Origin of the sequence: Emticicia sp. W12TSBA100-4, from assembly GCF_040253585.1 — a bacterium.
In the GTDB taxonomy this organism is placed as follows: domain Bacteria; phylum Bacteroidota; class Bacteroidia; order Cytophagales; family Spirosomataceae; genus Emticicia.
In genome coordinates, this window is sequence record NZ_JBELAU010000007.1 from 233723 (window position 1) to 260118 (window position 26396).

At 37.4% G+C, this 26396-nt stretch carries 24 protein-coding genes; 6 read left to right on the plus strand and 18 right to left on the minus strand.

Annotated elements, in window-relative coordinates; genetic code table 11:
- Positions 1-28 precede the first annotated feature (28 nt).
- Positions 29-850: a Rossmann-like and DUF2520 domain-containing protein gene (locus tag ABR854_RS11800; RefSeq protein WP_350265601.1), complete on the minus strand. Its 822-nt coding sequence runs from the start codon at positions 848-850 to the stop codon at positions 29-31.
- A gap of 447 nt (positions 851-1297) precedes the next feature.
- Here ABR854_RS11800 and ABR854_RS11805 point away from each other — a divergent pair, with 447 nt between their 5' ends.
- Together ABR854_RS11805 and ABR854_RS11810 are read left to right on the plus strand one after the other, a co-directional pair.
- The gene (locus tag ABR854_RS11805; protein WP_350265602.1) at positions 1298-3487 is read left to right on the plus strand and encodes a peptidoglycan-binding domain-containing protein; all 2190 of its coding nucleotides are present in this window, start codon (positions 1298-1300) and stop codon (positions 3485-3487) included.
- Positions 3488-3684: 197 nt separating this feature from the next.
- A complete protein-coding gene (locus ABR854_RS11810) occupies positions 3685-4164 on the plus strand; it encodes a thioredoxin family protein (RefSeq protein ID WP_350265603.1) in 480 nt (159 codons plus the stop codon).
- Positions 4165-4252: 88 nt separating this feature from the next.
- Here the strand turns inward: ABR854_RS11810 and ABR854_RS11815 are convergent, their stop codons facing one another.
- From ABR854_RS11815 to ABR854_RS11830, 4 genes are all read right to left on the minus strand, one after another.
- Positions 4253-4807: a hypothetical protein gene (locus ABR854_RS11815; RefSeq protein WP_350265604.1), complete on the minus strand. Its 555-nt coding sequence runs from the start codon at positions 4805-4807 to the stop codon at positions 4253-4255.
- 82 nt (positions 4808-4889) lie between these two features.
- Positions 4890-5750, minus strand: a complete 861-nt coding sequence (locus ABR854_RS11820; RefSeq protein ID WP_350265605.1) for an FKBP-type peptidyl-prolyl cis-trans isomerase — start codon at positions 5748-5750, stop codon at positions 4890-4892.
- 68 nt (positions 5751-5818) lie between these two features.
- Entirely contained in the window at positions 5819-6664 is an 846-nt protein-coding gene (locus ABR854_RS11825; RefSeq protein WP_350265606.1) for an FKBP-type peptidyl-prolyl cis-trans isomerase, read from the minus strand.
- A 65-nt stretch (positions 6665-6729) separates the two neighbouring features.
- The gene (locus ABR854_RS11830; RefSeq protein WP_350265607.1) at positions 6730-7767 is read right to left on the minus strand and encodes a DHH family phosphoesterase; all 1038 of its coding nucleotides are present in this window, start codon (positions 7765-7767) and stop codon (positions 6730-6732) included.
- 187 nt (positions 7768-7954) lie between these two features.
- Here ABR854_RS11830 and pafA point away from each other — a divergent pair, with 187 nt between their 5' ends.
- Together pafA and ABR854_RS11840 are read left to right on the plus strand one after the other, a co-directional pair.
- Complete coding sequence (gene pafA / locus ABR854_RS11835) at positions 7955-9589, plus strand: alkaline phosphatase PafA (RefSeq protein ID WP_350265608.1); 1635 nt, start codon at positions 7955-7957, stop codon at positions 9587-9589.
- Between the two features lie 75 nt (positions 9590-9664).
- Positions 9665-9982 (plus strand): hypothetical protein, encoded by a 318-nt coding sequence (locus tag ABR854_RS11840; protein WP_350265609.1) that lies wholly within the window; start codon positions 9665-9667, stop codon positions 9980-9982.
- Between the two features lie 25 nt (positions 9983-10007).
- Here ABR854_RS11840 and ABR854_RS11845 read toward each other — a convergent pair whose 3' ends face one another.
- The 9 genes from ABR854_RS11845 to ABR854_RS11885 all read right to left on the minus strand — a co-directional run bounded on the left by ABR854_RS11845 (position 10008) and on the right by ABR854_RS11885 (position 22144).
- A complete protein-coding gene (locus ABR854_RS11845; RefSeq protein WP_350265610.1) occupies positions 10008-10658 on the minus strand; it encodes a lysoplasmalogenase in 651 nt (216 codons plus the stop codon).
- On the minus strand, positions 10648-11802 hold the full coding sequence (locus ABR854_RS11850; RefSeq protein WP_350265611.1) for a M20/M25/M40 family metallo-hydrolase: 1155 nt from the start codon (positions 11800-11802) through the stop codon (positions 10648-10650). Before ABR854_RS11850 ends, ABR854_RS11845 begins: the two co-directional genes overlap by 11 nt.
- A 104-nt stretch (positions 11803-11906) precedes the next feature.
- Positions 11907-12443, minus strand: a complete 537-nt coding sequence (locus ABR854_RS11855; protein ID WP_350265612.1) for a 5' nucleotidase, NT5C type — start codon at positions 12441-12443, stop codon at positions 11907-11909.
- A 108-nt stretch (positions 12444-12551) separates the two neighbouring features.
- A complete protein-coding gene (locus tag ABR854_RS11860; protein ID WP_350265613.1) occupies positions 12552-13118 on the minus strand; it encodes a hypothetical protein in 567 nt (188 codons plus the stop codon).
- A 91-nt stretch (positions 13119-13209) separates the two neighbouring features.
- Positions 13210-15597, minus strand: coding sequence for a TonB-dependent receptor (locus tag ABR854_RS11865; protein ID WP_350265614.1), 2388 nt, complete (start codon positions 15595-15597; stop codon positions 13210-13212).
- 148 nt (positions 15598-15745) lie between these two features.
- Positions 15746-18730, minus strand: a complete 2985-nt coding sequence (locus ABR854_RS11870) for a glycosyltransferase family 117 protein (protein ID WP_350265615.1) — start codon at positions 18728-18730, stop codon at positions 15746-15748.
- A gap of 174 nt (positions 18731-18904) precedes the next feature.
- Positions 18905-20152, minus strand: coding sequence for an MFS transporter (locus tag ABR854_RS11875; protein ID WP_350265616.1), 1248 nt, complete (start codon positions 20150-20152; stop codon positions 18905-18907).
- Positions 20153-20333: 181 nt separating this feature from the next.
- The gene (gene dnaJ, locus ABR854_RS11880) at positions 20334-21485 is read right to left on the minus strand and encodes a molecular chaperone DnaJ (RefSeq protein ID WP_350265617.1); all 1152 of its coding nucleotides are present in this window, start codon (positions 21483-21485) and stop codon (positions 20334-20336) included.
- Positions 21486-21586: 101 nt separating this feature from the next.
- The gene (locus ABR854_RS11885) at positions 21587-22144 is read right to left on the minus strand and encodes a nucleotide exchange factor GrpE (protein WP_350265618.1); all 558 of its coding nucleotides are present in this window, start codon (positions 22142-22144) and stop codon (positions 21587-21589) included.
- Between the two features lie 173 nt (positions 22145-22317).
- On the opposite strand from ABR854_RS11885, the gene ABR854_RS11890 reads away from it, so the two are divergent.
- Positions 22318-22707 (plus strand): RidA family protein, encoded by a 390-nt coding sequence (locus ABR854_RS11890; RefSeq protein ID WP_350265619.1) that lies wholly within the window; start codon positions 22318-22320, stop codon positions 22705-22707.
- A gap of 75 nt (positions 22708-22782) precedes the next feature.
- Here the strand turns inward: ABR854_RS11890 and ABR854_RS11895 are convergent, their stop codons facing one another.
- The 4 genes from ABR854_RS11895 to ABR854_RS11910 all read right to left on the minus strand — a co-directional run bounded on the left by ABR854_RS11895 (position 22783) and on the right by ABR854_RS11910 (position 25914).
- Positions 22783-23433: a response regulator transcription factor gene (locus ABR854_RS11895; RefSeq protein WP_350265620.1), complete on the minus strand. Its 651-nt coding sequence runs from the start codon at positions 23431-23433 to the stop codon at positions 22783-22785.
- Positions 23434-23514: 81 nt separating this feature from the next.
- Positions 23515-24228 carry a sensor histidine kinase gene (locus ABR854_RS11900; protein ID WP_350265621.1) on the minus strand — a complete coding sequence of 238 codons (714 nt, stop codon included), beginning with the start codon at positions 24226-24228 and terminating at the stop codon, positions 23515-23517.
- A gap of 787 nt (positions 24229-25015) precedes the next feature.
- On the minus strand, positions 25016-25429 hold the full coding sequence (locus ABR854_RS11905; RefSeq protein ID WP_350265622.1) for a hypothetical protein: 414 nt from the start codon (positions 25427-25429) through the stop codon (positions 25016-25018).
- 290 nt (positions 25430-25719) lie between these two features.
- Complete coding sequence (locus ABR854_RS11910; RefSeq protein ID WP_350265623.1) at positions 25720-25914, minus strand: cold-shock protein; 195 nt, start codon at positions 25912-25914, stop codon at positions 25720-25722.
- Positions 25915-26114: 200 nt separating this feature from the next.
- Between ABR854_RS11910 and ABR854_RS11915 the strand changes: the two genes are divergently transcribed.
- On the plus strand, positions 26115-26345 hold the full coding sequence (locus tag ABR854_RS11915; RefSeq protein ID WP_350265624.1) for a PspC domain-containing protein: 231 nt from the start codon (positions 26115-26117) through the stop codon (positions 26343-26345).
- The last annotated feature ends 51 nt before the right edge of the window (positions 26346-26396 follow it).

Consider the following 26396-nt stretch of genomic DNA (forward strand, 5'->3'; position numbering starts at 1 on the left):
TGACCTTGCAGGATTTTTTGTTTGAGAACTAAAACTCTGTGGACTGTCTTCTGCGGATAGTGGACATATTCTGAATACTCTCCGTCAAAACCTCATAAATCTCCAATAATCGGGCGTCATCTTTCAGGTAATCGAGGTGGCGATTAATGATAGTTTTATCATTTCGAATGGCGGGGCCAGTTTGCACATCAGCGGGGTCGTTGGCAGCCAATGCTTTCTTGAAAGTTTCCGAGATAATCGGTTTTAGTAAATCAAATTCAAGATTTTCGTTATCGGTAATACTTTTCGATAAGGCTAATAAATGGTTCGTGAAATTGCAGGCAAAAACCGCTGTTACGTGCAATATTTTCCGCTCTTCTGAACTCAGAAGATATACAGTATCACTCATTTCTTGGGCAATATCTACTAAAATCTGTTCGGTCTCCTCATCAACTGCTTCGATGCAGAAAGGAACAGACTTCAAATCAAGACGTTTGCCTGCCGAAAAAGTCATTAAAGGATAAAAAACTGCACATTTTACTGGTAAATCATGGTAAATGAGCATGAGTTTCTGCAAATCGTCCAATGATTTACTACCTGATGTGTGTGCCAAAATAGCATTTTCGGGCAAAATCAGTTTAGAACAAACATCTTCCATTGCATCATCCGCAACTGAAAGAATAAATAATTCGGCTTCACTTTCCGAAAAATCGAGGTCAGTTTTAGCTTCGGCTTTGTAAAGCATTTCGCTCAATTTTTCGGCTTTCTTTATATTTCGACTAAACACTTCACAAACAGGATGATGATGATTCTCGAACGCAATGCCCAAATGCCAGCCAACATTCCCAGAGCCAATGATAGAAATTTTCATTCTGAAAGATATAATTAATCAACAGCAACTAAATTAGAGCAAATTATTGAAAGAGTGAAAAAAAAGTGTTGAGTTTCTTTTAATTTATAGAATATTATCTTTATTATTGCCATCTCGTTTAGAGATACCCTGTCTTTCTTATATAATTATAGTCCATGAAGAACCTCCTTTCACAAGGGACTAAAAATAAATTTGCACAAAAATGCTGAAAAGTCTTTTTGTTGTTGATTATGAAATATTTATAGAAATCTGTTAGAAAACCAATCCATTTGTGTTACTTGAGTAGTTACGAATAGTCTGAATAGATGAATGGATTTACTATGTTCAAACATACCGTATTAGTAGCCACTGTGGTGCAAGATACAACCAAATATTAATTATGAGCAGACCTAAAGAGGTGAATCAATATACAAGTAGTTTACTTAAAACCCCAAAACAATTAAGAAAATGATGAAGAATTCCTTTTTGACACTGTCGGCAGTGGTGCTGAGCTATGGGCTTTCAATGGCACAGAGCGATCTCCCACCAAATGCTGTACCAGGAAAATGTTATGCTAAATGTTTAAAGCCAGCTCAATTTACAACTCGTACTGAGCAGTATATTTCTAAAGAAGCGGGTAAAATCCTTACGGCTTCTGCTCCAGAATTAACTACAACTACAGAGCAAGTTCTCGTAAAAGAAGGTAGCAAAATTATCCAAGCTTCAGCTTCTGCATACAAAAGTGTTACAGAGCAAGTATTGGTAAAAGAACCAGGGAAAAGAACAGAAGTAATTCCAGGTTCGGGTTCGTACAAAGCTGTAACCGACCAGATGGAAACTCGTCCAGCCTATAAGCGTTATGAAATCGTTGGTTGTAATCAAGCAACGGGAACAGGCACTGGCAAAGGTGCAGATGTAAATGCTCCGTGTTTCAAGCCATTAACTGAGCAAATAATGGTACGTGAAGGATATAAAAAATTAGAAGTGATTCCTGCACAATTCAAAACTGAAACTGAGCAAGTTATCGTGAAAGAAGCTTCTAAACGTTATGAAGTGATTCCTGCGGTTTATAAGACTATTACCGAGCAGTATATGATAAAACCTGCTTATAATAATATAGTTGTAGATAATAATGTTGAATTTAAAGCGGTAACAGAAAGAGTTGAGGTGCGTCCAGCTTACAAACGTTATGAAGTTGTGCCTGCTCAATTCAAAACTATCACAGAGCAAGTATTGGTTCGTGAAGCTGCCCCTGCAATTGCTGGTGGTCAACGCCCAAAATACAAAACTGTAACTGAACAGTTTTTGGCTAAAGAAGCTGCTAAACGCTATGAGATTGTTCCTGCAACTTACAAAACCGTTACAGAAACTGTTGTGATAAAAGAGCCAGTAAAAACTTTGGTTGTAACTCCAGCAGTGTATGAAACAGTGACTGAGAAAGTTAAAATTCGTGAGGCATATACAAAATATGAAAAACGTAAGCTTGACCCATCATGTTTGAGTGCAAACCCAGATGACTGTTTACAATTATGTTTGGTTGAGATTCCTGCCGAATACAAAACCGTTACCAAACAAGTATTGAAAACTCCTGCGGGTGTAAAAGAGAGCATAACACCTGCTCAGACAGCAACTATCACAAAACAAGTGATTGCTCAACCTGCGTCAGTTCGTGAAGTTGAAGTAGCGGCACAATATGCGACAATTACAAAACAAATGCTTGATGGCTATGAACCAACAGGTACAAACCTTACAGCTGCTCAAGCATTCGTAGGTGGAACTTCTTCGGCACAATATGCAACAATCACAAAAACTGTTATTGCTGTTCCTGCTCAATACAAAGAAATTGAAGTTCCTGCACAATACGAGACAATTACAAAGCAAGTAGTTGCCCGAGGACCACAAACAAAAGAAGTTGCAGTTGCCCCACAATTCGAGACAATCTCGAAGCAAATCGTTGCTCAAGCTGCTCAAGTAAAAGAAATTGAAGTTCCTGCGGTTTATGCTACTCGTACAAAACAAGCATTGGTTGCCCCCGCAACAACTCGTGAGATTGAAGTTCCAGCAGTTTATGCCACTCGCACGAAGTATTCTTGTGCAGATGCTTCTGGCTCTTCTACTGGTAATGGAATTGTAGCTGGAAATGGCGGTTGCGGACCACAAGTTCGTGAAATTGACGTACCTGCCGAATATCGTTCGGTTACAAAATACGTAATTGATGGTCAGCCAAAAACTCGTGAGATCGAAATCCCAGGAGAATATCGTACTATTACTAAACAAGTGGTAGCTAATGCGGCTGGAACTGTTGAGAAAGAAATCCCAGCTGAATACCGTACTGTGACTAAGACCGTTGTAAAAACTCCTGCTGCTACCTCAGAAAGAGAAATTCCTGCTGAATATGCAACCTATACTACAACATCAATGACAAGCAGCGGTACTTATGCTGACTGGGTTGAAATTCTTTGCGGAAATAAAATTACTTCAGCTACGGTTCGTGCTATTCAGAAAGCCCTTAGAGCTAAAGGTTATGACCCAGGTCCAGATGATAACGTATTGGGGCCACGCACTAATGCGGCTATTATCAAATACCAAAAAGATAATAATTTACCATCAGGTAACTTGAATCTTGAGACATTGAAATCTCTTGGCGTAGAATACTGATAGATTTTTAATTTTTAAAAAACGGCTGATTTCTACTTGAAATCAGCCGTTTTTTTGTTTCAGATCCCCTAAAATCAAATTATTAGAGTATTGGGTTAAAAATGGCTTAATATTTGATTGTTCAAGAAACGTCGCCTTTCGCTAAGATTTCAGGAAAAAAGGCTTATGTCTATTTTATAACTTCAATATATTACGCTATGAGAATTAAACTAATGCTCTTGTTGGGGATTACGTTTGTAATGTTCGCATCTTACACCAACGTGGCTGAGGTTTCGCAAAGCCAAGTCAATTTCTACAAAGGAAGCTATGACGATTTTTTGAGAGAAGCTAAAAAATTAAAGAAACCAGTTGTGCTTGATTTTTGGGCAAGTTGGTGTGGACCGTGTAAAAAATTGGAAAATGAAACGTTTACTAATACAAACTTAGTTTCGTATATAAATGCAAACTACATGATTTATAAAGTAGATATTGATTCATTTGATGGAATGTCAATCGCTGACCGTTTTGCAGTTGATGTGTATCCGACTTTGGTTTTATTAGATGCAAAAACAAAGTATGTGGGTCGTTATCGTGGCTTTTTTCCAGCTGATTATTTGAGAAATGAATTAGAAAAAACAAAGAACCAAAAAGGAAAGCGTTATGTTGCCCCAAAAAGTTCTACAACCGCCTCATTATGAGTCCCTTATAATGAGTGTAGTATAAATGATTTTAACTTGAGTTGAACCTTAAAATTGAGTACGAGCTGCCCCAAAAAGGCAGCTTTTTTTAGTATTCCCAGCTTTTAGGGAGCTGCATTTGTCGGGCGTAATAGGCAGGGCAATATTGATGGACTCGTTCGAGCAATTTATTTACATCTCGCTCAAACTCAACGTAGTAGTCTTCGTGGAGTTTTGGTAGCTTTTTCATTAAAAACTCGGTTCTTTTGGCAATGTATAGCGAAATTGTATCCGTTTTACCACTATACTGTTCTAAAAGTGGAAGCTGATTATCAAAAAAAGTGTTAAGGAGAAAAAGTGTCAACTCCACTTCACCGTATTTATCTTTGGTTATTTTTACATGATTCGTAATACGTCCATTTAGTTCACGCATATCCATCATCATCCATCCAGCTGTATCGTGGTACATTTTTGAGACTTTCAGGATTTGATTTTTTATTTCTGCTCGTTTGTGCGGGAGGTCAGATTCATCTTCAAGCAATTGAAAATAAAGTTGTTGAATCAATAATTCATTTTTTCCGATAAGCCTTATCAATAACTTATCTTTTTCTTTTGCTGGCAGGCTCAAAACTGCCTTTTCGAGTTCTTTGGGTAATTTAGGCATTTCGATAAAGAAAAGGTTATCATTAAAAACGCCAAAACCTCCGAAAAGTTCAGAGGTTTTGGCTAAAGAATATCAAATTTAATCAGTTGGCACTTACAATTTCAACATTGAATATAAGAGGAGAATAAGGAGGAATTGCTGTTCCACTACCAGTTGTACCATAACCTAAACTTGATGGAAATACAATTGTAGCTTTTTCACCTACTTTCATTTTTAAAAGCCCCTCTTCAAAACCTTTAACCACAGAACCACTACCCAAAGAAACGCTTATTTGACCAGTATCGAATTGTTTACCTGTGCTTGCCAAGTAACCAGTATATTTTACGGATGTCGTAAGACCCGCTTTTAACTGAGTGCCATTTGGTGCCTCAAGTGTGCGTAAAAAACGTAAACCTGTTGATGTTTTTTCGGTGAGAGTAAGTTTTGTAGCTGCTACATAATCATCAATAACTTGGTCTTCCGAGCGAAGTTTTATGATTTCTAAGTCTAATTTAAGTACAGAGTTTGATGGAACTGTTGCACTTGATTGTGTTCCGAATCCTAAAATTGAGGGCATTAAAAATGTTCCTCGTTCACCTTCTTTCAGAAGCGAAAGTGCTTCGAGAAAACCAGCAATAATATTAGATGCTCCGAGTGTAATTTTAGCTGGCTCATTCTTTAATCTCGACGAGCTATCTACTTTTGGGCCATTTAATAAAGATAAACTATAATGGAATGTAACTTCATCACCAATAGCGGCAATTCTCCCCAAAGAAGTTTTATCTATGGAATATTTCATTCCGGAGGTTGTACCAAGCATTTGGAGGTTTTTGCTACTGATATAGTCAGCTATTTCCTGTGCATCTTTTTTGCTGGTAGCTTCAATGTCATTTTCTAAAAATCCACTACATGAACTCCCAATTACCGCACTCACTAAAATTAACAAAAACGCAATTTTCTTCATTTTACTTATTGATATATTTGAATTTTGTACAAAGCCCAGCATTGCATTGACTGGGCTTTGTAGGGGTATTATTTTACGTCTAAGACTTCCATTTCAAAAATTAATGAACTGAAAGGCTCAATTGGGCCACCACCTTGCTCACCATAAGCTAAATTTGAAGGAATGAAGAAAATCGCTTTTTCGCCTTTTTTCATCATAACCAATGCTTGTTCCCAACCTGGAATTACTGCACCTTGACCAACCGTAACTTGGAATTTAGGGCCAGGTTTTCCAACTGAACTATCAAATACTTTACCGTTAGTTAGTTTTCCTGTATAATCAACCGTTACGGTTTGTCCAGCTTTGATTAATTCTCCAGTACCTTCTTTTACAACGACACGATACATGCCATATTGTGTTTTTGTAGCATTTGGGAAATTTTTCTTAGCATACTCTTCCATCAACTTCGCTTCGTTAGTTTTCTTAGCATCTTGTGCTTTTTGGAAATCTTCACGAGTTTGGGTTGATTTTACTTTTACGATAAATTTGAAATCAGAACCTTTCGTTACGCCCGCTGGTAATGGTTGATTCATTCGTGCAAAAAGAGAATCAGCACTAATGAAAACAGTAGCACTATCGCCTTCGGTTAAGTGCATTAAGGCATTTTCAAAAGAGCCTTTGTAAGTACCTTGTTGAGCTACCATCGTGATTGGTTGGTTGCGTTTATAGGTATCTTCAAAAGTTGAATCATTGGCTGCCTTGATAACCAAATCAAATGTTAGAATATCGCCAGTTTTGATTTTCTTGCCTTTTCCTTCCTCATGGATTTGGTATTTTGAACCATCAGGATCTTGTGTAACCTTAAATTGGTTACAAGAAAAAAGTAAACTTGTAGCCGCTGCAAGGCTTAATGTTGTTTTTAAAAAATTTGTCATTGAAAATTATGTATTAATTAGATTTTACGATTTTATTTATTAGTAATTTGTTGATTATAAGTGTTTTAACTATTGGTTAATACGTCTTTGTACTTTGGAAGTAAAGAAAGAAATTTTTCAACGGTTTTCTCTAAAGATTCATGCGATCGCCCACCTGCGGCATTTTTGTGCCCACCACCATTGAAGTGAGTTCTTGAAAATTCGCTTACTGAAAAATCATCAACCGAACGAAGTGAAATCCGAATCATATCGTCTTTTTCGGTAAAAATTGCTGCCATTACCACACCATTAATCGAAAGTCCGTAATTGACTACGCCTTCGGTATCGCCATTTTTTGAACTAAATCGGCTTAATTCTTCCTTTGAGATGGCCATATAAGCCACATTGTATTCGGGAAGATAGATTAGTTTTTCGCCCAAAACAAAGCCTAAAAACTTCATTCGTTCAAAGGTATTACTATCGAAAATTTTACGGTGAATTTTATTAGGATGAATACCAATCGAAATCAATTCGCCCGCAATTCGGTGTACTTCTTTGCTTGTGCTATCGAATCTAAATGAACCTGTATCAGTTACCAAACCTGCATAGAGGCATTCGGCTGCTGGAATATCAATTAAATCTTTGTCGCCCAGTTTTTCGATTAATTCATAAATCAATTCGCAAGTTGCGGCGGCACTTTCGTTCCAATATACAAAATCAGCAAAGTTTTCGGGTTGCTGATGGTGGTCAATCAATACTTTTTTTGCCGTTGATTGTTTTACAAATTCTTCCATGCCCTTGATGCGATTCAAGGCTGAGAAATCAAGACAAAAAATCATGTCAGCATTGGCAATGAGTTCTTTTGCCAAACCTTGTCGGTCACTTTCAAAGTTTATCACTTCACTTTCGCCCGACATCCATCTTAAAAAATCAGGATAATCGGTTGGAGTAATGATAACTGGATTATGACCTTTTTTCTTTAAATATGCGGATAACCCTAATGATGAACCGAGAGCATCGGCATCAGGATTTTGGTGGGTAGTGATAACGATTTGCTTGGGTGAACTCAAGAATTCGTTAAATAACGCTAACTTTTGATTTGACTCTGTAAAAAAATCTTGCATAACTCTACAAAGGTACAAAGGAAAGGTGGTAAATCAAAAATGCCAGTTAAGTGCTTTACTTGGCTTAAGTTATTTATTTTTACAAATATTTAAAGTCAGAAAGGGCTGTTTCTGAAAGAAGATAACTATTTTTGAACTTTATTTACTACGACACAAAACATCATTTATTGAAATTTAACAGACTGAAATGAAACATCTAACCCTACTTTTTGTGCTGATAAGCTTATCTATTTCGGCTCAAAAAAAGACAAAGCCTGCCACAACGTTGTCGAAACCTAAATTAGTTTTGGGTATTATGGTTGACCAAATGCGATACGATTACCTTTATCGCTACTACGATAAATATACTGAAGGAGGTTTCAAACGTCTAATGAACGAAGGTTTTAACTGTAGAAATAATCATTATCATTACGCAAGCACAATTACAGGCCCTGGTCATGCGGCGGTTTATACTGGTTCGGTGCCTGCTGTAAACGGGATCATTGGCAATGAATGGTATGACCCATTGGCTAACCGAACGGTTTATGTAGCCGAAGATACAACAGTGCGTGCGGTTGGTGCTGGAGAAGCGGGAGTAGAAGGTAAACGCTCACCTGTAAATATGCACACGACCACAATTACCGACCAATTGAAAATTGCGAGTGAGTTTCGCTCAAAAGTAATAGGTATTGCAGTAAAAGATAGAGGTGGTATTTTGCCAGCGGGACATTCGGCCGATGCTGCTTATTGGTTCGATGCAAAATCGGGAAATTGGATTACAAGTACGTATTATATGAATGATTTGCCGCAATGGGTGAAAGATTTTAATGCTCAGAAAATGCCTGATAAATTGATGGCTCAGAAGTGGGAAACACTTTTACCGATTGAGCAATACACCGAAAGTGAAGCCGATAATCAAGAATACGAAAATGTTTTATCGGGTGAAAAATTGCCAGTTTTTCCGCACACAGTTGCTAATTATGGAGCATTGCTTACCTCGCCTTACGGAAATACGATTACCAAAGAAATCACTTTAGCGGCTCTCAAAAATGAAAAAATGGGACAAGGAAAAGAAACCGATTTCCTGTGCGTAAGTTTCTCGACACCTGATTACGTGGGTCATGCAACGGGTACACACTCAATTGAAATAGAAGATACATATTTGCGTCTTGACCGTGATATTGCAGAGGTTTTGAGCAAACTTGATGCAACTATTGGTAAAGGAAACTATTTGGTGTTTTTGACTGCTGACCACGGTGTAACTGACATTGCTGGATTCTTGAAAAAACACAAAATCCCAGCAGGAACTATTGAAATGGGGAAGGAAGTGAGTTATTTGAATGGAGAAATGGCGGCAAAATTTGGCGAAGGAAAATGGATAAAAGCACAAGATAATTACCAGCTTTATCTTGACCACGAATTGATGGCTAAGAAAAATGTGACTATGAATCAAGTGTATGAATTAGTTAGAGAAAAAATGCTGATTTTGGGTTCTTCGGTTTATCAAATTGTAAATTTGCATGATATTAACTCGGCAAATGTTCCGCCTTATTATAAGCCGCTCATAGAAAATATTTACAACCCAAAACGCAGTGGTGATATTATGATTTTGTTTGAGCCAGCTTGGTACAGCGGTTCTAAAAAAGGCACAACGCACGGAACAATGTGGCAAAGCGACCGCCATGTGCCATTGGTATGGTACGGTTGGAAAATTCCACAAGGCGAAACAGTTGAGCAAACTTATATCTCTGATATTGCGGCAACATTGGCAGCTTTATTGAATGTTTTAGAGCCAAATGGCTGTGTTGGAAGTCCGATTAAGGATATTTTTAGTAAAAAATAAGGTTTTATGTGGTAGGAGTTAGGTAATAGGTTTTATCCCCTAACTCCTGAAACCTAATTCCTACTCTCTAATAAAATGATATTAATAAAGGGCGTTCCGTTAAAGAAAATACAAGGAATTACGTTGTTTCCTTTTATAATCGTACGCTCAAAAAAACCAAGTAAGGTGCTGATTAACCACGAGAAGATTCACATCCGTCAGCAGCTTGAACTATTGATTTTACCTTTTTATATTTGGTACGTTGGCGAATGGTTGTATCATTATATACGTTGTCGTAGTTTTTGGCGAGCGTACCGCCAAATAAGTTTCGAGCGAGAAGCTTACGATAACGAAGAAGATTTTGATTATCTGAAAAATCGAAAATTTTGGAATTTTTTGGAATATAATGATTAGTAGGGGTGTATTGCATATACCCCTTTTATTTTACAGTCTTTCCCAAAAGCACTCCTTCAACGATCAAATACTGAGCAGCAATATAAGTTGCCATGACCCAAAGACCAGCAAGTGGAATTGGAAAAGCAAATTTATTAATGGCAATCAATGAATCAGAAATGATGAATAAAATTGCTCCAATTAATACAAAACGATAGCTTTTTGGGTTTGTTTGGCGTTCGGCGGTAGTAACTCCCATCCACATAATAGCTGTGGCATAAACCACAATCGGCATCATAAAGCCTTTTGGTATTCTATCAAGTAGAAATACAATGAATACGAATCCGTAAATAATAAAAGGGTATCTTTTATTATAATTTGTAATCCCTAATGGCTTAAATACACCTGAATAAGCCAATTGTGCCACCAAAAAAGAACCCAATCCAAGCAGAAAAAACTGCGGGTTTTTGCCTTGAAACATCAAAAAAGTATCTCCCAAACACGAAAAAATCAATGAAACCAGCATTGTTTTATCTGAAGTATTTATGTTTTGTTTTACTTTCTGAAAGTAGAAAAAAAACAATGAAATCATCAATAATGGTTTTGAAACATAATTGAGCCATTCGATATCGAGTACGCCAGATGCGATATTGATAATGCCCAGAGCAAAGTAAAAAATGGTTTCGTTACGAGTCATGATTGCTTGCGTTTAGTTGTACTCCGATTGCTTCTGCTAAAATTATGGCTTTTTCCATAGGATTGAAATCGACATTGCTCAAAATATCAGTCGGACGATGAATATTAGGCATTCGACCATTTTTATCAAGTGCCGCCAAAGTGACCGATGGAATTCCCGCCCGCTGAAACCAAACTGAATCAAAATCTGCTGTGTGCCAAGCTCCTGTTTTTACTTCTTTCAGCGAAGCAATTTTTGCCGTAACCTCTTTCGCTGTTTTCACCAGTTCATTGTCATAAACAATCGTTGACCAGCTACCTGTTTGGGTAATTATTTTCAAGTCTCCGCTTCCGAGCGTATCGAAATTTATTAGATAAGTTTCTTTCGTAAACTCTTGATAATGAGCTTTCATGTATGCTCTTGCTCCAATCATCCCTACTTCTTCTGCTCCAGTTATAACCAGTTCAATATCAAGGTTTTGTAAGTTTTTGTTCCAAAGTTTTTTAGCAGTTTCAATGGCTGCTGCTACGCCCGTTGCATTATCAGAAGCTCCGTTTGAATAGCCGAGTCTGAAAAAATCAATCGTGGCTGTGATGCCTTGAATGATAAAATAAAGAGCCAGAATATTAGAAACTAAAAGAAGGAAATCGTTGGGTATCAGAAACTGCGAAATAGCCAAAAACTGAGCAACCATCATCAGAATTAAACTCATTTTGAGCGATTTACGGAAATTGCCAACCATTTCTGGGCGATAAAGTAGTGAAATAGGAGCAGTATCCCAATGAGCCATCAGAATCAGTTTCTTTGCTTTCAGAGAAGTATTTTTATCTTTAATAACAAGGTTATGAGACTTAACCAGAGGAGGAAAACTCGTTACGGGCGAAGCATACCAATTGAAATACAACATGGCCATCGTAACGAAAAGAAAGGTAATGACTAAACCCAAAATCGAAGAAAAATTCAAGCATATCAAACCTGCTGAAAGCCCCAAAATCAGCCACCAAACTACCGAAATATAAGTTTTCGGCGTTCGGAAAGATTCTCGGCTAACTTTCTGATTTGCAAATAATTGTGTCAGAAAATCAAGTACTGGAACTTCGTTTTCGGTATCAACCCCTCGATTCGGGAAAGATGAGAGTTTTTCAACGATTTGTTTAGGTGTCATTTTTTAGGTTTTAGGGATAAGGTTTTAGGGGTTAGGATTTAGGTTTTAGAAGGGCTGCCCTTGAGATTAAGAAACAATAAAACCTAACTCCTAAAACCTAAATTCTATTCACCATCAAAAAACGCCTCAATTTCTTTCCAAGTCTTGAAGCGTTGATAGCCTTCGAGTTTTTGGTTATGAATCGCATCAAATAATAATGCTTTTCCCTTGAATGTACTCAAGTTTTTCTCGTGGTCATCAATCAGATAATCGGCCGAAATAATGCTTTTATCACCACAAAGTACAATGTTTTTCCAAGAAATAAACGGAAAATGCTCTTCTAACCACTCAACTTTTTCTTTTAATGAATTTGGAAACTCAACTGCTGCCGAAACAATAAAAATCTCGAATCTATCATGTAATTTCTTGATTACTTCTACCGCATCGGGCATTACTTCGAGCGTTCTAAAAAAATTCGGTTTAAAAATCTCCTCTCTTACCACATGATAATTTTCTTCAGCCAAAACATCATAGTATCCTTTATCTATGAAATGATATTCTTGAAAATCTGTTCCAATTAATCGGTTATAAATACCTAAAATTTTCTTTCCAGCGGCCGCCATTACGTCGTCCATGTCAATCGCAATACGTTTTTTTGTCATAATTTTCTCGAAGTTTGTTTTTTTGCTAAGATAATTGTTTTGAATAGATTTACACAAAAAAGGGGTGTCAAGATTTTACTTGACACCCCTTGAAAGTTATAAGGCTGATTACTGAACCGTAACATTAAAATCAATATTTATATCATCGCTTCCAGGCGTAGGTGTGCCATCTTTGGTCGCTTTGCCATTAATTGGTGGCTGGTGACGTAATTGAACTTTCAATTTGCCAGTTCCTGCCGTATTTGTTTTGGCATTTCCTGTTAAGCCAATTCCAAAATTATTGGCATCTTTATCACCATAAGTGTAAGTCAATAAACTGCTTGGGGTTGGGGTGTAAACAAATAAATGTTCATCGCTTTCTTCCTTCACTTCTTCGGTAATATTGCTAACTGGCATTTTTGACTCATCTAAAACCTCAACTGTTAAGGTATAAGTTGTATTTGGTTTTAAGCTAATAGCATCAACAGTTGGAGCTTTTCCACCATCACCATCGGGGTCTGAATATTTAAACGATTGTGTTGTTCCGCCACTTGAAAAATTTAATTTTACCGTTGTAATTAATTCATTTTCTTCTTCGGCATCTACTTCTTCATCTTTACAACTTACCGTAAAAAGTGTAGCACTGATTAGTAAGCTGAGTAGAGCAATGTGTCTTTGTTTTCTTTTAGTTGCCATGAGATATTGGTTTATGAAATAATATTACTTTTGCATTGATGTTGCAAATATATGTTATAAACTACTCAAGTGCAATAATGTTGCAAATATTTTAAAAAGAATATTTAGCACGGAAAACCATATTTCGACCAATTTCATCGGCAAAATAGCGGAAGCGGTTGAGATAATCTCGGTAGGTAGTATTGAATAAGTTGCTGATAGTCAATGAAATATTGAGCGATTGTTTGGCATTAATCGAAAATTGTTGACTTGCCGAAGCACTCCAAAGCGAGTAAGCGGCTGGGGGAGGAGCGAAGTCTCCGCCATATTCGGTAAAGATAATTTCAGAACTTGGAATATCAGAGAAAATGATTTTAGTAGGAACACGATTCTGCTTGGCTACGTACAGATTCGTCAAAGAAACCGAAGTTTTTTTCCAGTCATAACGAATCGTATTTTCCCAACGATTGGCAGGAATCTGAATCAGTGGCTGATTATTACTCAAATCTTGGGCTTTTAGGTATGAAATTTTACTATTGAGTGAAAGATGCTTGATGATTTGTACAATTCCGTTTAAGTCAAAACCTTGAAAACGGCTATCTGTTTGTGTATAAATAAATTCAGGAAAAGCCCCACGAATCGTCAAAGCTGGGCGACCAGTAGGCGATAAAAAGATAAAATTATTGATGTAATTATTGTATAAATGTAATTCTGCTTGGAAATTTTTGGAAACGTAATTGGTTGTAAATGAAAGGTTTAGTGCAACTTCTGGTACAAGATTTTCATCACCACGCTCAAAACTTGCTGCTCCATGATGCACACCGTCGCTGTAAAGTTCATTAACCGTTGCTGCTCGCCATGCTGAACTGGCATTGGCCATAAAATTCCAACGGGCATTGGGTCGGTAATTTGCTCCGAGCGTACCCGTAAAGTTCTGATTATTTTGTGTATTATTCACCACAATTTGCCCGCCACGAGGAATCCTGTAAACATTCAGATGTCGAATATCATATCTAAAACCACTTTCAATTTCCCAATTATTTCGCACGATGCGTTCAATCAAGAAAAGCCCATTGGTGAAGTTTTTAAAATTAGGAATTAAAACCGTTGAAGAACGTGGCTCGGTGAGTGTTCCTGTAGTAAGATTTTCTTGATAAAGGCTATTAATACCAATCGAACCTGTCAATAATTTCAAGAAAGGTTTGTGTTCAAAAATCAGCTCACTTGAATATGTTGTTAGTTTAAAAAGCTGCGTAAGGTTTCTATCGCCACGCAAAATATCAACTTCTTTACGAAAATCGTACTGTCTTCCAAGCGTCAAAGAAAGTACTCCGTAGCGATTTTTGAGCGTATTTTTTACTTTCAATAAATTATGCTGAACGTCTTGATAAGGTCGGTCGATTGCGTAAGTAAATTTTTCGGGCGTGTAAATCGACAACGGAGTACCACGTTTAATGGCTTCAATCAAATCAGAAACATTTCCAATATGCGAACCCGAAAATACCGCAATTTTTGTATTAAACTGACTAAAAAAAACTTCACTTATCCAATTTTTTCTTTTATAATCTACTGATAATGAATAGTTTATTTCTTGGATTCCAGTATTTGCCAATCTATAATTGGGGGTCGAAATATCTCCACCACGTTTATAAGTTCCTTGAATTCTATAACCGATTGAGTACGGAATTTGAGAAGTTTTACCAAGTTTTCGTACTCCACCTTCTAAAATTCCAGCATTGGCAGTTTGATTTCCATTCGTGAAATATACACTGTTAATTTCGCCCCCGATTGTCGTTGAGTCGGGTAGGGCTTCGGGTTCGAGCATGATTACACCCGCAATTGCATCTGAGCCGTAGCGAACGCCCGCTGCACCTTTCAAAACCGTAATTTTTTTAGCCACAAAAGGGTCAATTTCGGGAGCATGTTCACTGCCCCATTGTTGGCCTTCTTGTCTTACACCGTTGTTCATTATCAAAACCCGATTCGAGTGCATTCCGTGAATGACAGGTTTGGCAATCGAACTGCCTGTTTGTAAGGTAGTTACACCCGAAATCTGTTTCAGGGCTTCGCCTAACGATTGTCCACGAGTTTGGTCGAGAGCGGCATTTTCAAGCGTACTTTTAGTTTGCGTAAGATTTTCTATTTTCTGAGCCTTGATGTCTATATTGGCTAAGTGCAGTTCGGTTTCCGAGAGTTTGATGTTTTGTTCTGCTCCGTGTTCTAAATTTATTGTGTAGTTTTTCTCTTCATAACCCACAATTCGGCCAATAACAGTATATTTTCCTTGACAAATATTTGAGATTCGGTAAAATCCTTTTGCATCGGTGCTTACACCTTTATTCAATTCTTTTATCAAAACCACTGCTCCAATAATTGGCTGTTTTGTGGCATCATCTTGTACAATTCCTTGAATGAAGCAATCGCATACTTGACCAGCAGCCCCCCCCGCCCCCAATAGGGGAGCTAAAAATAAGATTATGTATTGAAATGCTTTCTTCATTGTTGGTTTTTACACAATTTAGAAAATTGTGCTATTGATAAATGCAACTTTATTGCAAATATAATAAAAAATCCCCGTTGAACCATTCAACGGGGATTTTTATATGTTTCTCAAGGAAGACTTCGCTTGAAGCGAAGTCTTCCTTAAACTACTCTGCCACTCTCGAATAATATTTGTTATAGATAGCTTCGTAGCGTTTAGCTGCGGCTTCTTGGTTATTTCGGCTACAAATATTTGAGATAACCTGCAAATTACGAAGGTTGATTTGCAAATAATCTTGGATATTATCAGGCATCCACTCCGCACTTTTCTGACCTGCTTTCTGAGTAAAATAAGCCAAATTTCCATCAGCACGCTTTGTGATTGTTTCTGCAATTTCCATTGCTTTTTTAGTATCACCTACTTCAAAATAATACATTACATAGTTGGTGCAAAGTTGATCGTAAGGAATTACGTTATCTGGCAATACTTTATTAGCGTAATCAAGTACCTCTTTGGCTTTGGTTTTCTTTTCTTCTCTAACCAATTGGTCAGCTAAACGCAAGAACGCCAAACGAGCCGTGATAATTGGCACTTTCAAGTAAGTTTCCGAATCATAATACACATTCGGATTGTCCATTCCTCTCCAAGCCATTTTCTTCAACATATTGTCATACATTACGTCGGTATTTGCAAAACCATCATCGCCTTGGCTTACTTTGATTGGCAATAAACGGTAGGCGTAACCTTCTAACTGCATGTAATCTTTCAGATTCAAATAGTTGTCATTGGCCAGTGTTCCAGCAAAATAAATTGGGCGTTTCCAGTTGTTTTGAGCAATCATTTCGAGTTGCATCAAATCGTTTTTCAACAAGTCACGCTTGCCGATATTCCAAGTGATTTGACCAGTCAAATATGGTTCAAATTGTTTTGGTACAAAGCCCATTTTCTTCACTGCCTCAATATCATAATTCAAGAAAAGGCTATCCGATGGCAAAGAGTTAATGCTCTCGCCAGTTGTTAATGGAATTTGAATGGCTGGGTCGTTTTTCTTCACCAATTCCAAATAATCTTTCAAGTTGATTGGGTCACTTAGACGCTCAACAAAAGGAATTTGGTCGTTTACGCCACTCAATAATTGGTCGGTTGTAAACGTAATCGGCAATGCTTCTGATTGATAAGTTTTGCGTTTCATTTGCTCGCAATACCAATCTGTACCTAATAAGCTCAGGTTACACACACGCACGTCCGTACGGAAACCTTCAACTTCCTGCACATACCAAAGTGGGAAAGTATCGTTATCGCCACCCGTAAACAAGATTGCGTTTGGAGCACATGAATTCAATAAGTTTTTAGCAAAATCTACTTGGTGGTAGCGGCCTGAGCGGTCGTGTCCTTTCCAAGTTTGAGGAAGCATAATTAATGGAACAGCTAAGCCTAAAACTGTTGCTCCAACTGCTCTTGCTTGTGAATTTTTGATGAATTTCAACACATAATCAAACAAGCCCAATACGCCAATTCCTATCCAAATTGCCCAAATATAGAACGAACCAACGTAGATATAGTCACGCTCACGAGGCTCTACTGGTGGTGAATTGAGGTAAACAACCAAACCAACACCCGTAAGTAAGAATAAAAGGAACATAACGAGTGCATCACGCTCACGACGGAAATAATGATACAACAAGCCCAAAATACCTAAGATTACTGGCAAACCGAAGAAATTTGTACGTCCACGGTTCTCTTTGATAGCTGGTGGAAGTGCACTTTTTGACTCAAGAATATTGGTTGGTCCAGCACCTTCAATATCGCTCGAACGTCCCCAGAAATTCCACGCAAAATAACGCCAATACATATAACCCATTTGGCGTTTCATCATGTAGCCAATGTTGGTGAAAAGCGTTGGCTTTTGACCTTCTGCAAGACCCATTTCTTTTCTGTATATCTGCTGATGGCTACCATCACTACTCCACATACGTGGCAACAGGCTTTCGCTATTTGGTCCCCAAATGTAGTTAGGTTTGTAGTCATAAACTTCATATTTGTCTTTACCCATTTTATAAATAGGCTCGCCATTTTCGATAGATTCAAGTTTTCCTGTGAAAACTGGGCCGTAGAGTAGCGGACGGCTACCGTATTGCTCACGTTTCAAATACGAAACGTAGTTTAGTACATTGCTCGGATTATTCTCGTTGATTGGCGGATTATAATTTGAGCGAATCAAAGCGATTGTGTAAGATGAATATCCAATCAATACAAAAGCGAATGAAATCAAGGCCGTGTTGGCAATGACCATGCCTCTCTTTTGTGTATAGAAAATTCCGTAGGTGAGTCCGCCAATGAGTAAGATTACGAAGAAAATAATACCAGAACTGAACGGCATTCCGAAGGTATTAACGAAGAGTTTTTCAAACGTAAAACCCAAAGAAGGGAAGCCAGTGATAACACCAGTATTAACAACGCCTAAAACTAATAAACCTACCAAGAAAGCAATAATACCGCCTTTCCAAGTGATTTTCTTAGCTTTTTTATAATAATATACTAAGCCCAAAGCAGGAATAGTAACGAGGTTGAGTAAGTGAACTCCGATAGAAAGACCCACTAAATAAGCAGTAAATATCAAGAAACGGTTGGCTTTTGATTCGTCTTCGATGTTTTCCCAACGAAAAGCTGCCCAAATTACTATTGCCGTAAAGAACGACGACATTCCGTAAACCTCAGCTTCAACCGCCGAAAACCAGAAAGAATCAGAAAAAGCATACACCAACGAACCAACAGCACTTGCACCAAGTACTAAAATGATTTCAGTTGTGTTGAGGTCGTCGCCTTTTTTACCAAAAACTTTACGAGCCAAAAGCGAGATTGTCCAAAACATAAATAAGATAGTAAACGCCGAAGCAATTACCGAAACCATATTTACCATCAGAGCAACTTTCGTGACATCGCCACCCGCAAGGAGTGAAGCCATGCGGCCGATAAGTAAGAAAAGAGGAGCCCCAGCAGGGTGTGGAACTTGTAGTTTGTAAGAACAAGCGATGAACTCGCCGCAGTCCCAAAAACTGGCGGTTGGCTCAACGGTGAGCGTATAAGTAAGGAGTGCAACGGCAAAAATCGCCCATCCGACGATATTATTAAGCCTTGTGAAATTGTTCATTTTTTGAGATTAGTGAATAAATATTCTCTTGATGACCCAAAATTAGGGAATTTGCAGGATAATCAGGCAGAAAAGAAACTTAAATTATCTTAAAATAAGGAAAAATCATTGAATTGAAAATATAAAATTGAGTAAAAATGAAGAAAGAAGTAATGTTTATGACAGAAAACTCTTTCATGATTTTTGATTTCTCATAAACTTTCTAATTCCGAAAATTAATAATAAACCAAAGACCAAATATAGTGCCGATGTTGCACTAATTGAGGCACTCATGCCGTATTTGGTGCTGGCATAAGCAATGGCAATCGGGGCGATTCCACCACCAAACCAGCCGATTGAGTTCATAAAACCAACAGCGGTTGCACGGTTTTTGGGTTTAACGACATCGTGCAGCGATGCCCAAATATTGGCATCATAAAGTCCTTTGAAATATCCAAAACCGATGAGAGCAAGAATCAAAATCGGTATTGAGAGTGTCCAGCCAGCCAAGAAGATAAATGGTACACCTATTATTAAGCCAATACTTTGGGCCATCATTCGGCCGCCTCGGTAGGTTTTTACTAATTTATCAGCTAAAAATCCGCCCGAAATAACGCCTAAAACCGAGGCCATTTGTAAGTAGAATGTAGCGTTTAGTCCTGCCATCGAAAGGCTCATATTGAATTTATTGTAGAGAAACGAAGGCATCCAAGTCAAGAAAATACTGGCTACGAAATTTGCACCCACAAAAACCGCCACCAAAATCCAGACCATTGGTTGCTTGAAAACTTGCTTGATGCTATCAAAAATATTGCCTTGTTTCAAATCAAGTAATACGTGCGAACCGTCTTCGATTTCTTCATGTACTTCTGCCTGCCCACGAACAGGTTCTTTCAGAAAACCCAGTAAAATGACTCCCAAAAGCACGCCAAGCCCACCGAAAAGATAAAAACTCGTGTGCCAACCATAGTATTGGCCCATGAAGCCCGCAACCGTTCCGCCTGCAATCGTACCTGCATAAACACTTGATTGATGAAACGACATGGCTTTTGAGCGGGTTTCTTTGCTATGATAATCGCTCAGAAGCGACATAGACGCAGGAAAGTAAAAGGCTTCACCAAAGCCTTCCAAAGCTCGGCAAATAACTAAATGAATATAATCAGTAGAAAGTGCAGTTCCGATTGTAACAAGCGACCAAAAGATAAGTCCACCAATGATGAGGGTTTTACGTTGAAATCTATCGCCAACAATGCCCGCAATTGCTCCAAAACCAGCATAAACCCACATAAATGCTGCTCCAACGATGCCGAGCTGAACATCGCTCAAACCCATTTCCTGCTTCAATAATGGAAATACCGAAAAGATAGCTTGGCGGTCGGCGTAGTTGAAAAAGCATACGAACCATAACATAAAAACAACCCACCATTTGTAGTTTTTGCTCATGTAGTTTTCATTAATTTCTGCAAAATACTTTGAAAAATTTTATGGTGAAACTATTTGTTATTTTTCGGATAAAAAATTTAATAATTTAAAGATGAAAGGGAGGTGTTTGTAGATTTCAGGCATAAAAAAACGGTTTGAAGTACATTCTCCAAACCGTTTTTATGCTTAATTGCTGAAAATATCAATGAAAGAAATCTTTCATTTTTTCAAAGATGCTTTTATCGCTTTTATCAGTTTTTGGCTGGAAATTAGGCATTGTTCTAATTTTTTCAAGAATAGCTCTATCTTCCGAACTCAAAGTAGTAGGAGTGAAGAGGCTCACATGAACCAATTGGTCGCCTACGCCGTAGCTGTTGAGTTCCTTCAAGCCTTTGCCTTTCAAGCGTAAAATCTCGCCCGATTGTGTTCCTGCCTTGATATTTATTTTTACTTTTCCACCAACGGTCGGAATTTCAACTTCTCTTCCCAAAGCAGCATCGGCAAAATTCATGCGTAAATCAAAATGAATATTGCTACCATCACGTTTAAGTTCTGGATGTTCTTCTTCTTCAATTACTATCAATAAATCGCCCGCAATACCGCCACGAGTTGGTACGTTTCCTTTGCCAGTCATCGAAAGCTGCATTCCTTCGCCCACACCCGCAGGTATCTTGATTGATAATAAATCTTCATTCAACTGGCGGCCTTCTCCAAAACAAACATCGCAACGTTCGGTAACCACTTTTCCTTCGCCTTGGCAAGTCGGACAAGGGCTTGTAGAAACCATTTGCCCGAGCATTGTATTCACAACCTTACGCACTTGTCCTTGCCCGTTACAAGTTGCACAAGTTTTTAGTGAGGTGCCGTGTTTCGAGCCATTCCCGCTACAAGTATTGCACGAAACGTAGCGTTTTACTTTTATTTTCTTTTCTACGCCATTAGCAATTTCTTCTAAGTCGAGCTTGAGTTTAATTCTCAAATCCGAACCTTTTCTTACACTTGGGCCACCACGACGACCACCGCCGCCACCACCGAAGAAACTACCGAATGGACTATCATCACCAAAAACACTTCCGAAAATATCTTCCATGTTTACGCCCGCACCACCACCGAAGCCACCTGCTCCGCCAACACCTTGATGCCCAAATTGGTCATAACGCTGACGTTTTTCGGCATCAGATAATACGCCATAAGCTTCGGCAATTTCCTTAAATTTTTCCTCAGCAGCTTTATCCCCTGGGTTTTTGTCAGGGTGATACTGAATCGCCAGCTTGCGGTAGGCTTTCTTTAATTCATCTTCTGAGGCATTTTTAGCAACGCCCAATATTTCGTAATAATCTCTTTTTTGTGCCATTTTTCTTGAATTGAGAATTAAGAATTGAGAATTGAGAATTAAATAGCGAGTCTAACATGCCGCATTCATTCTCAATTCTCAACTCTTAATTCTTCATTATTTTATGAACCCACTACAACTTTTGCGTAGCGGATAACTTTATCGTTTAGTGAGTAACCTTTTTCTATTTCATCAATTACTTTGCCTTTGTTTTCTTCACCTGCTGCAAATTGAGTAATACACTCGTGAAGCTCCACATCGAAATCCTTTCCTTTTGATTCGATAGCTTTTACGCCCTTGCTGGCCAGCGTTTTTTGAAACTTATTGAAAATCAAAGCGATTCCCTCTTTCATTGGCTCTACTTCGGTAACTGTCTCGAATGACTTATTGGCACGTTCGAAATCATCAACAATCGGAATCAATTCTTTGAGTAAACCTTCGGCGGCATTCTGAATTAGATCAATTTTTTCTTTTGATGTGCGACGACGGAAATTTTCGAAATCAGCGTATAAACGTAAATATTTGTCTTTTGCTTCGGCAAGTTGTGCTTCGAGCGACGCTGACTCCGATACGTTTTCTTCAACACTTTCGTTTTCTTCTACAACTTCTTCGGTTTCTACGGTTGTTTGTTCTGCTGTTTGTTCGTCAGTAATTGTTGCGTCTTCTTTATTTTCTGCCATTTTGTAATCTATTTTATTTTTTGCAAATTTCGACAATTATTTTGCCAATAAGAAATTTACTGACAAGATGGCAGAAAATACCTAATTTGATGTCTTTTTAGAATGACATTTCAGAAATGGCATAACGGTTTGTTGATTTTAAACATAGAAATTTATTAAACTAAGCAAAAGTAATGGAAAGAATTAATGTATCGACTGGTGCAAAATGGGAGGACATCGTTGGGTATTCTCGTGCAGTAAAAATGGGAAATATCATTGAAGTAACAGGCACAGTTGCCACTGATGGTAGCGGAGAAATTGTAGGGAAAAATGATGTTTATATTCAAACAAAATTTATCATTCTAAAAGTTGAAAAAGTCCTCGAACAACTGGGAGCTTCACTGAAAGATGTAGTGCGTACTCGTATTTTTGCAACAGATATTTCTAAATGGGAAGAAATTGGTAAAGCTCATGGAGAGTTTTTTAAAGATATAAAACCTTGCACGACCATGGTCGAAGTAAGTGCTTTGATTGGTGCTGATTATTTGGTGGAAATTGAGTTTTCGGCAATACTGGGGGCTTAAGATGGGAGATATTAGATTCGAGAAAAGGGATTTTTTTACTCTTGTATCTCGAATCTAATATCTCGTATCATTATTCTAAACCAAATTATTTCGGATGGCATAAGCCACCAAACCTGCCGTATTTTTCAGCCCAAGTTTTTCCATCATTCTTAGTCGATGACCTTCAACCGTTCGTGGGCTGAGTGCCACAATTTCACCAATTTCGGCGGTTGTGAGTCCTTCGCAGATATATTTCAAAACCTGTATTTCACGCTCCGAAAGGTCGGTTTTGTAGTTAAATATTTTGCTTTCTTGCTGAGGCTTACGATTCATTTTACGAAGCATAATTTTGCTCACAAAATCGCTGAAATAGATTTCGGTTTCGTTTACTTTTCTAATGGCCTTTTCTACTTCTTCGGGGTCAGTATCTTTCAATAAATAGCCATTTGCTCCGATTTCCATCAAATGCAATACAAATTGGTCTTCGTCTTGCATTGAAAGTATAAGTACTTTTACGTCAGGGAACTTCGCTCTCACGATTTCGGTGGTTTTAATACCATCAAGAACTGGCATTTGTAAATCCATCAAAACTACATCAATTTGCTGGTTTTGAAGTTTGTCGAGAAATTCTTGTCCGTTTACTGCCTCCATAACTACCTCAAAATCAGGTACTTGCTGAAGGATTGAAATCATTCCTTTGCGAAATAAATTGTGGTCGTCAACGACCGCTAATTGTATCTTTGACATAGTTTATAGAATTCTGAGTTTTGAGTTCTGAATTAGCCTTTCAAAACTTGTTGGATTTATAGGCAAAAGCCTCAAAACTCGTCAAATAGGTATTTCAATAGTGGTGGTTGTTCCTTTTCCGATGCTTGATTGAACATTAATCGTTCCATTGATTACGCTCAGACGGCTTTCCATATTTCGGAGTCCTAAGCCAGATTTAGGGTCATTGCGTATGGCCGCAAAATCAAAGCCTTTACCATCATCGGTAAAGATAAAAATAATTTTATTGTCTTTGGTCGTAAGTTTTAAGGTTATTTCTTTGGCTTCGGCGTGTTTGAGGGCGTTATTGACGAGTTCTTGAATAAGTCGGTAAATTGTCAACTCAATTTTTTTGTCAAAACGTTGTTTTTGGGCAATCCCTTCGTGACTAAAAGTAAAAGATGTAGTAGAAGCCAAATGTACCTTTTGGATGAATTCGTCGATTGAAAGTATCAGCCCAAATTCTTCGAGTGTGCTGGGTACGAGTTCTTTAGAGATTCTACGTACTTGCCCAATTGATTGTTCGAGTAGTTCACGGGTTTGTTTACCCATTTTTGCTAAATCTTCAGCACTATCAAGTTTTCGGAGGAGTTGATTAAAACTCATTTTTGTAACCGAAAGCATCGCCCCAACCTCATCGTGAAGGTCTTTAGCTATTCTGACTCTTTCAACTTCCTGTACTTCAAGGGCTGACTCAAGCATTTGGCGTTGCATTTCGCTTTTTAGTTCTTGAATGGCTATCTTTTGTTGTATTTGTTTTCTCTGGTAGTAAGTCACGAACAAAATAATAGCCAACAATATTATAAAAGTAAATATTGTTAGAAAAATGACTACATAGAAATAATCGAAATTATTCAATTTAATTTGAATTTATCAGGTTTAAATTTTTACTAAACTTAAAAACAAAACTCAGAATTATTGATAATATAAAGAAACAAATATTATCAATTTGCCATAAAACCATTGGATTAACCCTTGTTTCGCTTATAATATTTTTTACAAAAAGGTACATATAAAAAGTACTTGAGAAATATAGTAAGAACGAAGCACTTAGCCAATAATATGAATAAGTTAATATATTTTCTGTTTGTAGTTCTTTTAGGATCTTAAAAAGATGTACAAAGGCAAGAATAGTGATAGAAATACCCGAAACCAAGTAAGAATATTTATTAAATACGGCTGTGTTAATGTTCAATGTTCCATTGGCTATATCAAGAAAAGAAAAAATTGTAAAAACTACAATAAGTACATAAATTAATCTTTTCAAAAATACATCTTTTAGCAATAAAATGTAAAGGTATGCAATCAAATAAAAACCAACTATATTAGTGAGATTATAATAAAAAACAGTGTTTGCGTAGTAATTATATTTTAAATAAAGAAAATTATATACAAGTCCAATGATGTTTCTAATGAAAAGAAGGATTACATAAATAGATAATATTTTGAGTTCTTTCGTCAAATATTGTCTATTTATGTAAAGGATGATTAGCGGTAATACTATAGATATATCAGAAATCACACTTAGTATTCGCATTATTGTTTGTAGCAGCATTTGAGCGTATTAATTATCGTTAAAAGGAGGTTGAGGGTTACCATCGCCGAGCCCATCGCCATCGGGAGCATCTTTTAGAGCTGAGTGGTTGAATTTCAAATCATTTCCATCAAGTCCAACTGGAACAAGAAATAAGCGAGGGTTCATCGTTCCATCATCCGCCATATTATTTTCAGCATCTTCGGGGCTTATTCCGTAGTAAATTCTCACACCTAAAATCTCTTTGCCGATTTTTCTTGGATTTAATAAGGCCATTAATTTGTCTTTCCCAAAAAACTCGGCTTCTCTGATTAAGCCTTTAGAGTCAGTAAATGCTTCTTTTAAAGAAATGCCACTTTCCACTTGTTTTTTGAAATTTCCAGCGTATTCTTTAATTTTTGTTACGGCAATTGGGTTACCTGAGGTAGTAGTCTTTTTTTTCATCTTTATAAAGTTAGCTTCGACTGTTTTTAGATAGTATGTATATTTCAAAAATATATATAAATTGTAGTATTTCAAAAGAATATTAGTGACAATAGTTTTGTAAGTTGTTGATTGTAAGTGTTTTGTATAAAGTTTTTCTTAAAATAAAAGTAAAATTACTTAATAAAATGCGTAAAAATACGGTCAATTAAATACGTAAAAATACGTAACAGATAATCAAAATAAAAGCCCCTCAAATCTTTAAGACTGAGGGGCTTGGGTACTGAAGTCAATTTAAACTCAGAAAAAAACTATATTCTTTTCACGTTAACTGCATTCAAACCTTTACGACCTTCGACAGTTTCGAATTCAATACGGTCGTTTTCACGAACCTTTGTGCCGTTTAAGCCCGTCACGTGAAGAAAAATCTCTTGTCCTGAAGCATCATCAACCACAAAACCAAAGCCTTTTGTTTCGTTGAAGAATTTTACTGTACCTGTTTGCATTGAAATTAAATAAATTAAAAGAGTAAATAAATGAAATGCAATGTACGTAATTTTCAAGAAAAAACAAGTTTTCGAGAAAAATATTTTTGCACTAAACCAATATTTGATTGTACAAAAACTTAGCGTTGATCATTATTTTATTGTTAAACCCTTGACAAACACGATTTTTTTACTAACTTCGTATTCACTTTTTCAAGACAATGCTAAAAACAGGACAATTAAGATACTTAGTTGAAAATCAACTTTTCGGAGTTTGTTCTCGACTCGGCGAAAAACTCAACTTTTCGGCAGGAAGCGTTCGTATATATTTTATCTACGCTTCGTTCTTCACTTTTGGCTCTCCGATTATCATTTATTTAGTATTAGCGTTTTGGATGGAAGTCCGAAAACACCTACGCCGCCATAAAAATCCAACTGTTTGGGAGTTTTGAAATCGTTTAATTTCCCCTCCTTTTTTCAAGGAGGGGTGGCAAAATTCTGAC

Excerpts from the sequence above, each read along its gene's own strand:
- ABR854_RS11800 (WP_350265601.1), bottom strand. The coding sequence starts at position 850 with ATGAAAATTTCTATCATTGGCTCTGGGAATGTTGGCTGGCATTTGGGC.
- ABR854_RS11870 (WP_350265615.1), bottom strand. The coding sequence starts at position 18,730 with ATGAACAATTTCACAAGGCTTAATAATATCGTCGGATGGGCGATTTTT.
- ABR854_RS11805 (WP_350265602.1), top strand. The coding sequence starts at position 1,298 with ATGATGAAGAATTCCTTTTTGACACTGTCGGCAGTGGTGCTGAGCTAT.
- ABR854_RS11910 (WP_350265623.1), bottom strand. The coding sequence starts at position 25,914 with ATGCAAACAGGTACAGTAAAATTCTTCAACGAAACAAAAGGCTTTGGT.
- ABR854_RS11890 (WP_350265619.1), top strand. The coding sequence starts at position 22,318 with ATGGAAAGAATTAATGTATCGACTGGTGCAAAATGGGAGGACATCGTT.
- ABR854_RS11825 (WP_350265606.1), bottom strand. The coding sequence starts at position 6,664 with ATGACAAATTTTTTAAAAACAACATTAAGCCTTGCAGCGGCTACAAGT.
- ABR854_RS11840 (WP_350265609.1), top strand. The coding sequence starts at position 9,665 with ATGATATTAATAAAGGGCGTTCCGTTAAAGAAAATACAAGGAATTACG.
- ABR854_RS11860 (WP_350265613.1), bottom strand. The coding sequence starts at position 13,118 with ATGGCAACTAAAAGAAAACAAAGACACATTGCTCTACTCAGCTTACTA.
- ABR854_RS11855 (WP_350265612.1), bottom strand. The coding sequence starts at position 12,443 with ATGACAAAAAAACGTATTGCGATTGACATGGACGACGTAATGGCGGCC.
- ABR854_RS11850 (WP_350265611.1), bottom strand. The coding sequence starts at position 11,802 with ATGACACCTAAACAAATCGTTGAAAAACTCTCATCTTTCCCGAATCGA.
- ABR854_RS11895 (WP_350265620.1), bottom strand. The coding sequence starts at position 23,433 with ATGTCAAAGATACAATTAGCGGTCGTTGACGACCACAATTTATTTCGC.
- ABR854_RS11810 (WP_350265603.1), top strand. The coding sequence starts at position 3,685 with ATGAGAATTAAACTAATGCTCTTGTTGGGGATTACGTTTGTAATGTTC.
- ABR854_RS11905 (WP_350265622.1), bottom strand. The coding sequence starts at position 25,429 with ATGAAAAAAAAGACTACTACCTCAGGTAACCCAATTGCCGTAACAAAA.
- ABR854_RS11845 (WP_350265610.1), bottom strand. The coding sequence starts at position 10,658 with ATGACTCGTAACGAAACCATTTTTTACTTTGCTCTGGGCATTATCAAT.
- ABR854_RS11875 (WP_350265616.1), bottom strand. The coding sequence starts at position 20,152 with ATGAGCAAAAACTACAAATGGTGGGTTGTTTTTATGTTATGGTTCGTA.
- pafA (WP_350265608.1), top strand. The coding sequence starts at position 7,955 with ATGAAACATCTAACCCTACTTTTTGTGCTGATAAGCTTATCTATTTCG.
- ABR854_RS11830 (WP_350265607.1), bottom strand. The coding sequence starts at position 7,767 with ATGCAAGATTTTTTTACAGAGTCAAATCAAAAGTTAGCGTTATTTAAC.
- ABR854_RS11865 (WP_350265614.1), bottom strand. The coding sequence starts at position 15,597 with ATGAAGAAAGCATTTCAATACATAATCTTATTTTTAGCTCCCCTATTG.
- ABR854_RS11820 (WP_350265605.1), bottom strand. The coding sequence starts at position 5,750 with ATGAAGAAAATTGCGTTTTTGTTAATTTTAGTGAGTGCGGTAATTGGG.
- dnaJ (WP_350265617.1), bottom strand. The coding sequence starts at position 21,485 with ATGGCACAAAAAAGAGATTATTACGAAATATTGGGCGTTGCTAAAAAT.
- ABR854_RS11915 (WP_350265624.1), top strand. The coding sequence starts at position 26,115 with ATGCTAAAAACAGGACAATTAAGATACTTAGTTGAAAATCAACTTTTC.
- ABR854_RS11885 (WP_350265618.1), bottom strand. The coding sequence starts at position 22,144 with ATGGCAGAAAATAAAGAAGACGCAACAATTACTGACGAACAAACAGCA.
- ABR854_RS11815 (WP_350265604.1), bottom strand. The coding sequence starts at position 4,807 with ATGCCTAAATTACCCAAAGAACTCGAAAAGGCAGTTTTGAGCCTGCCA.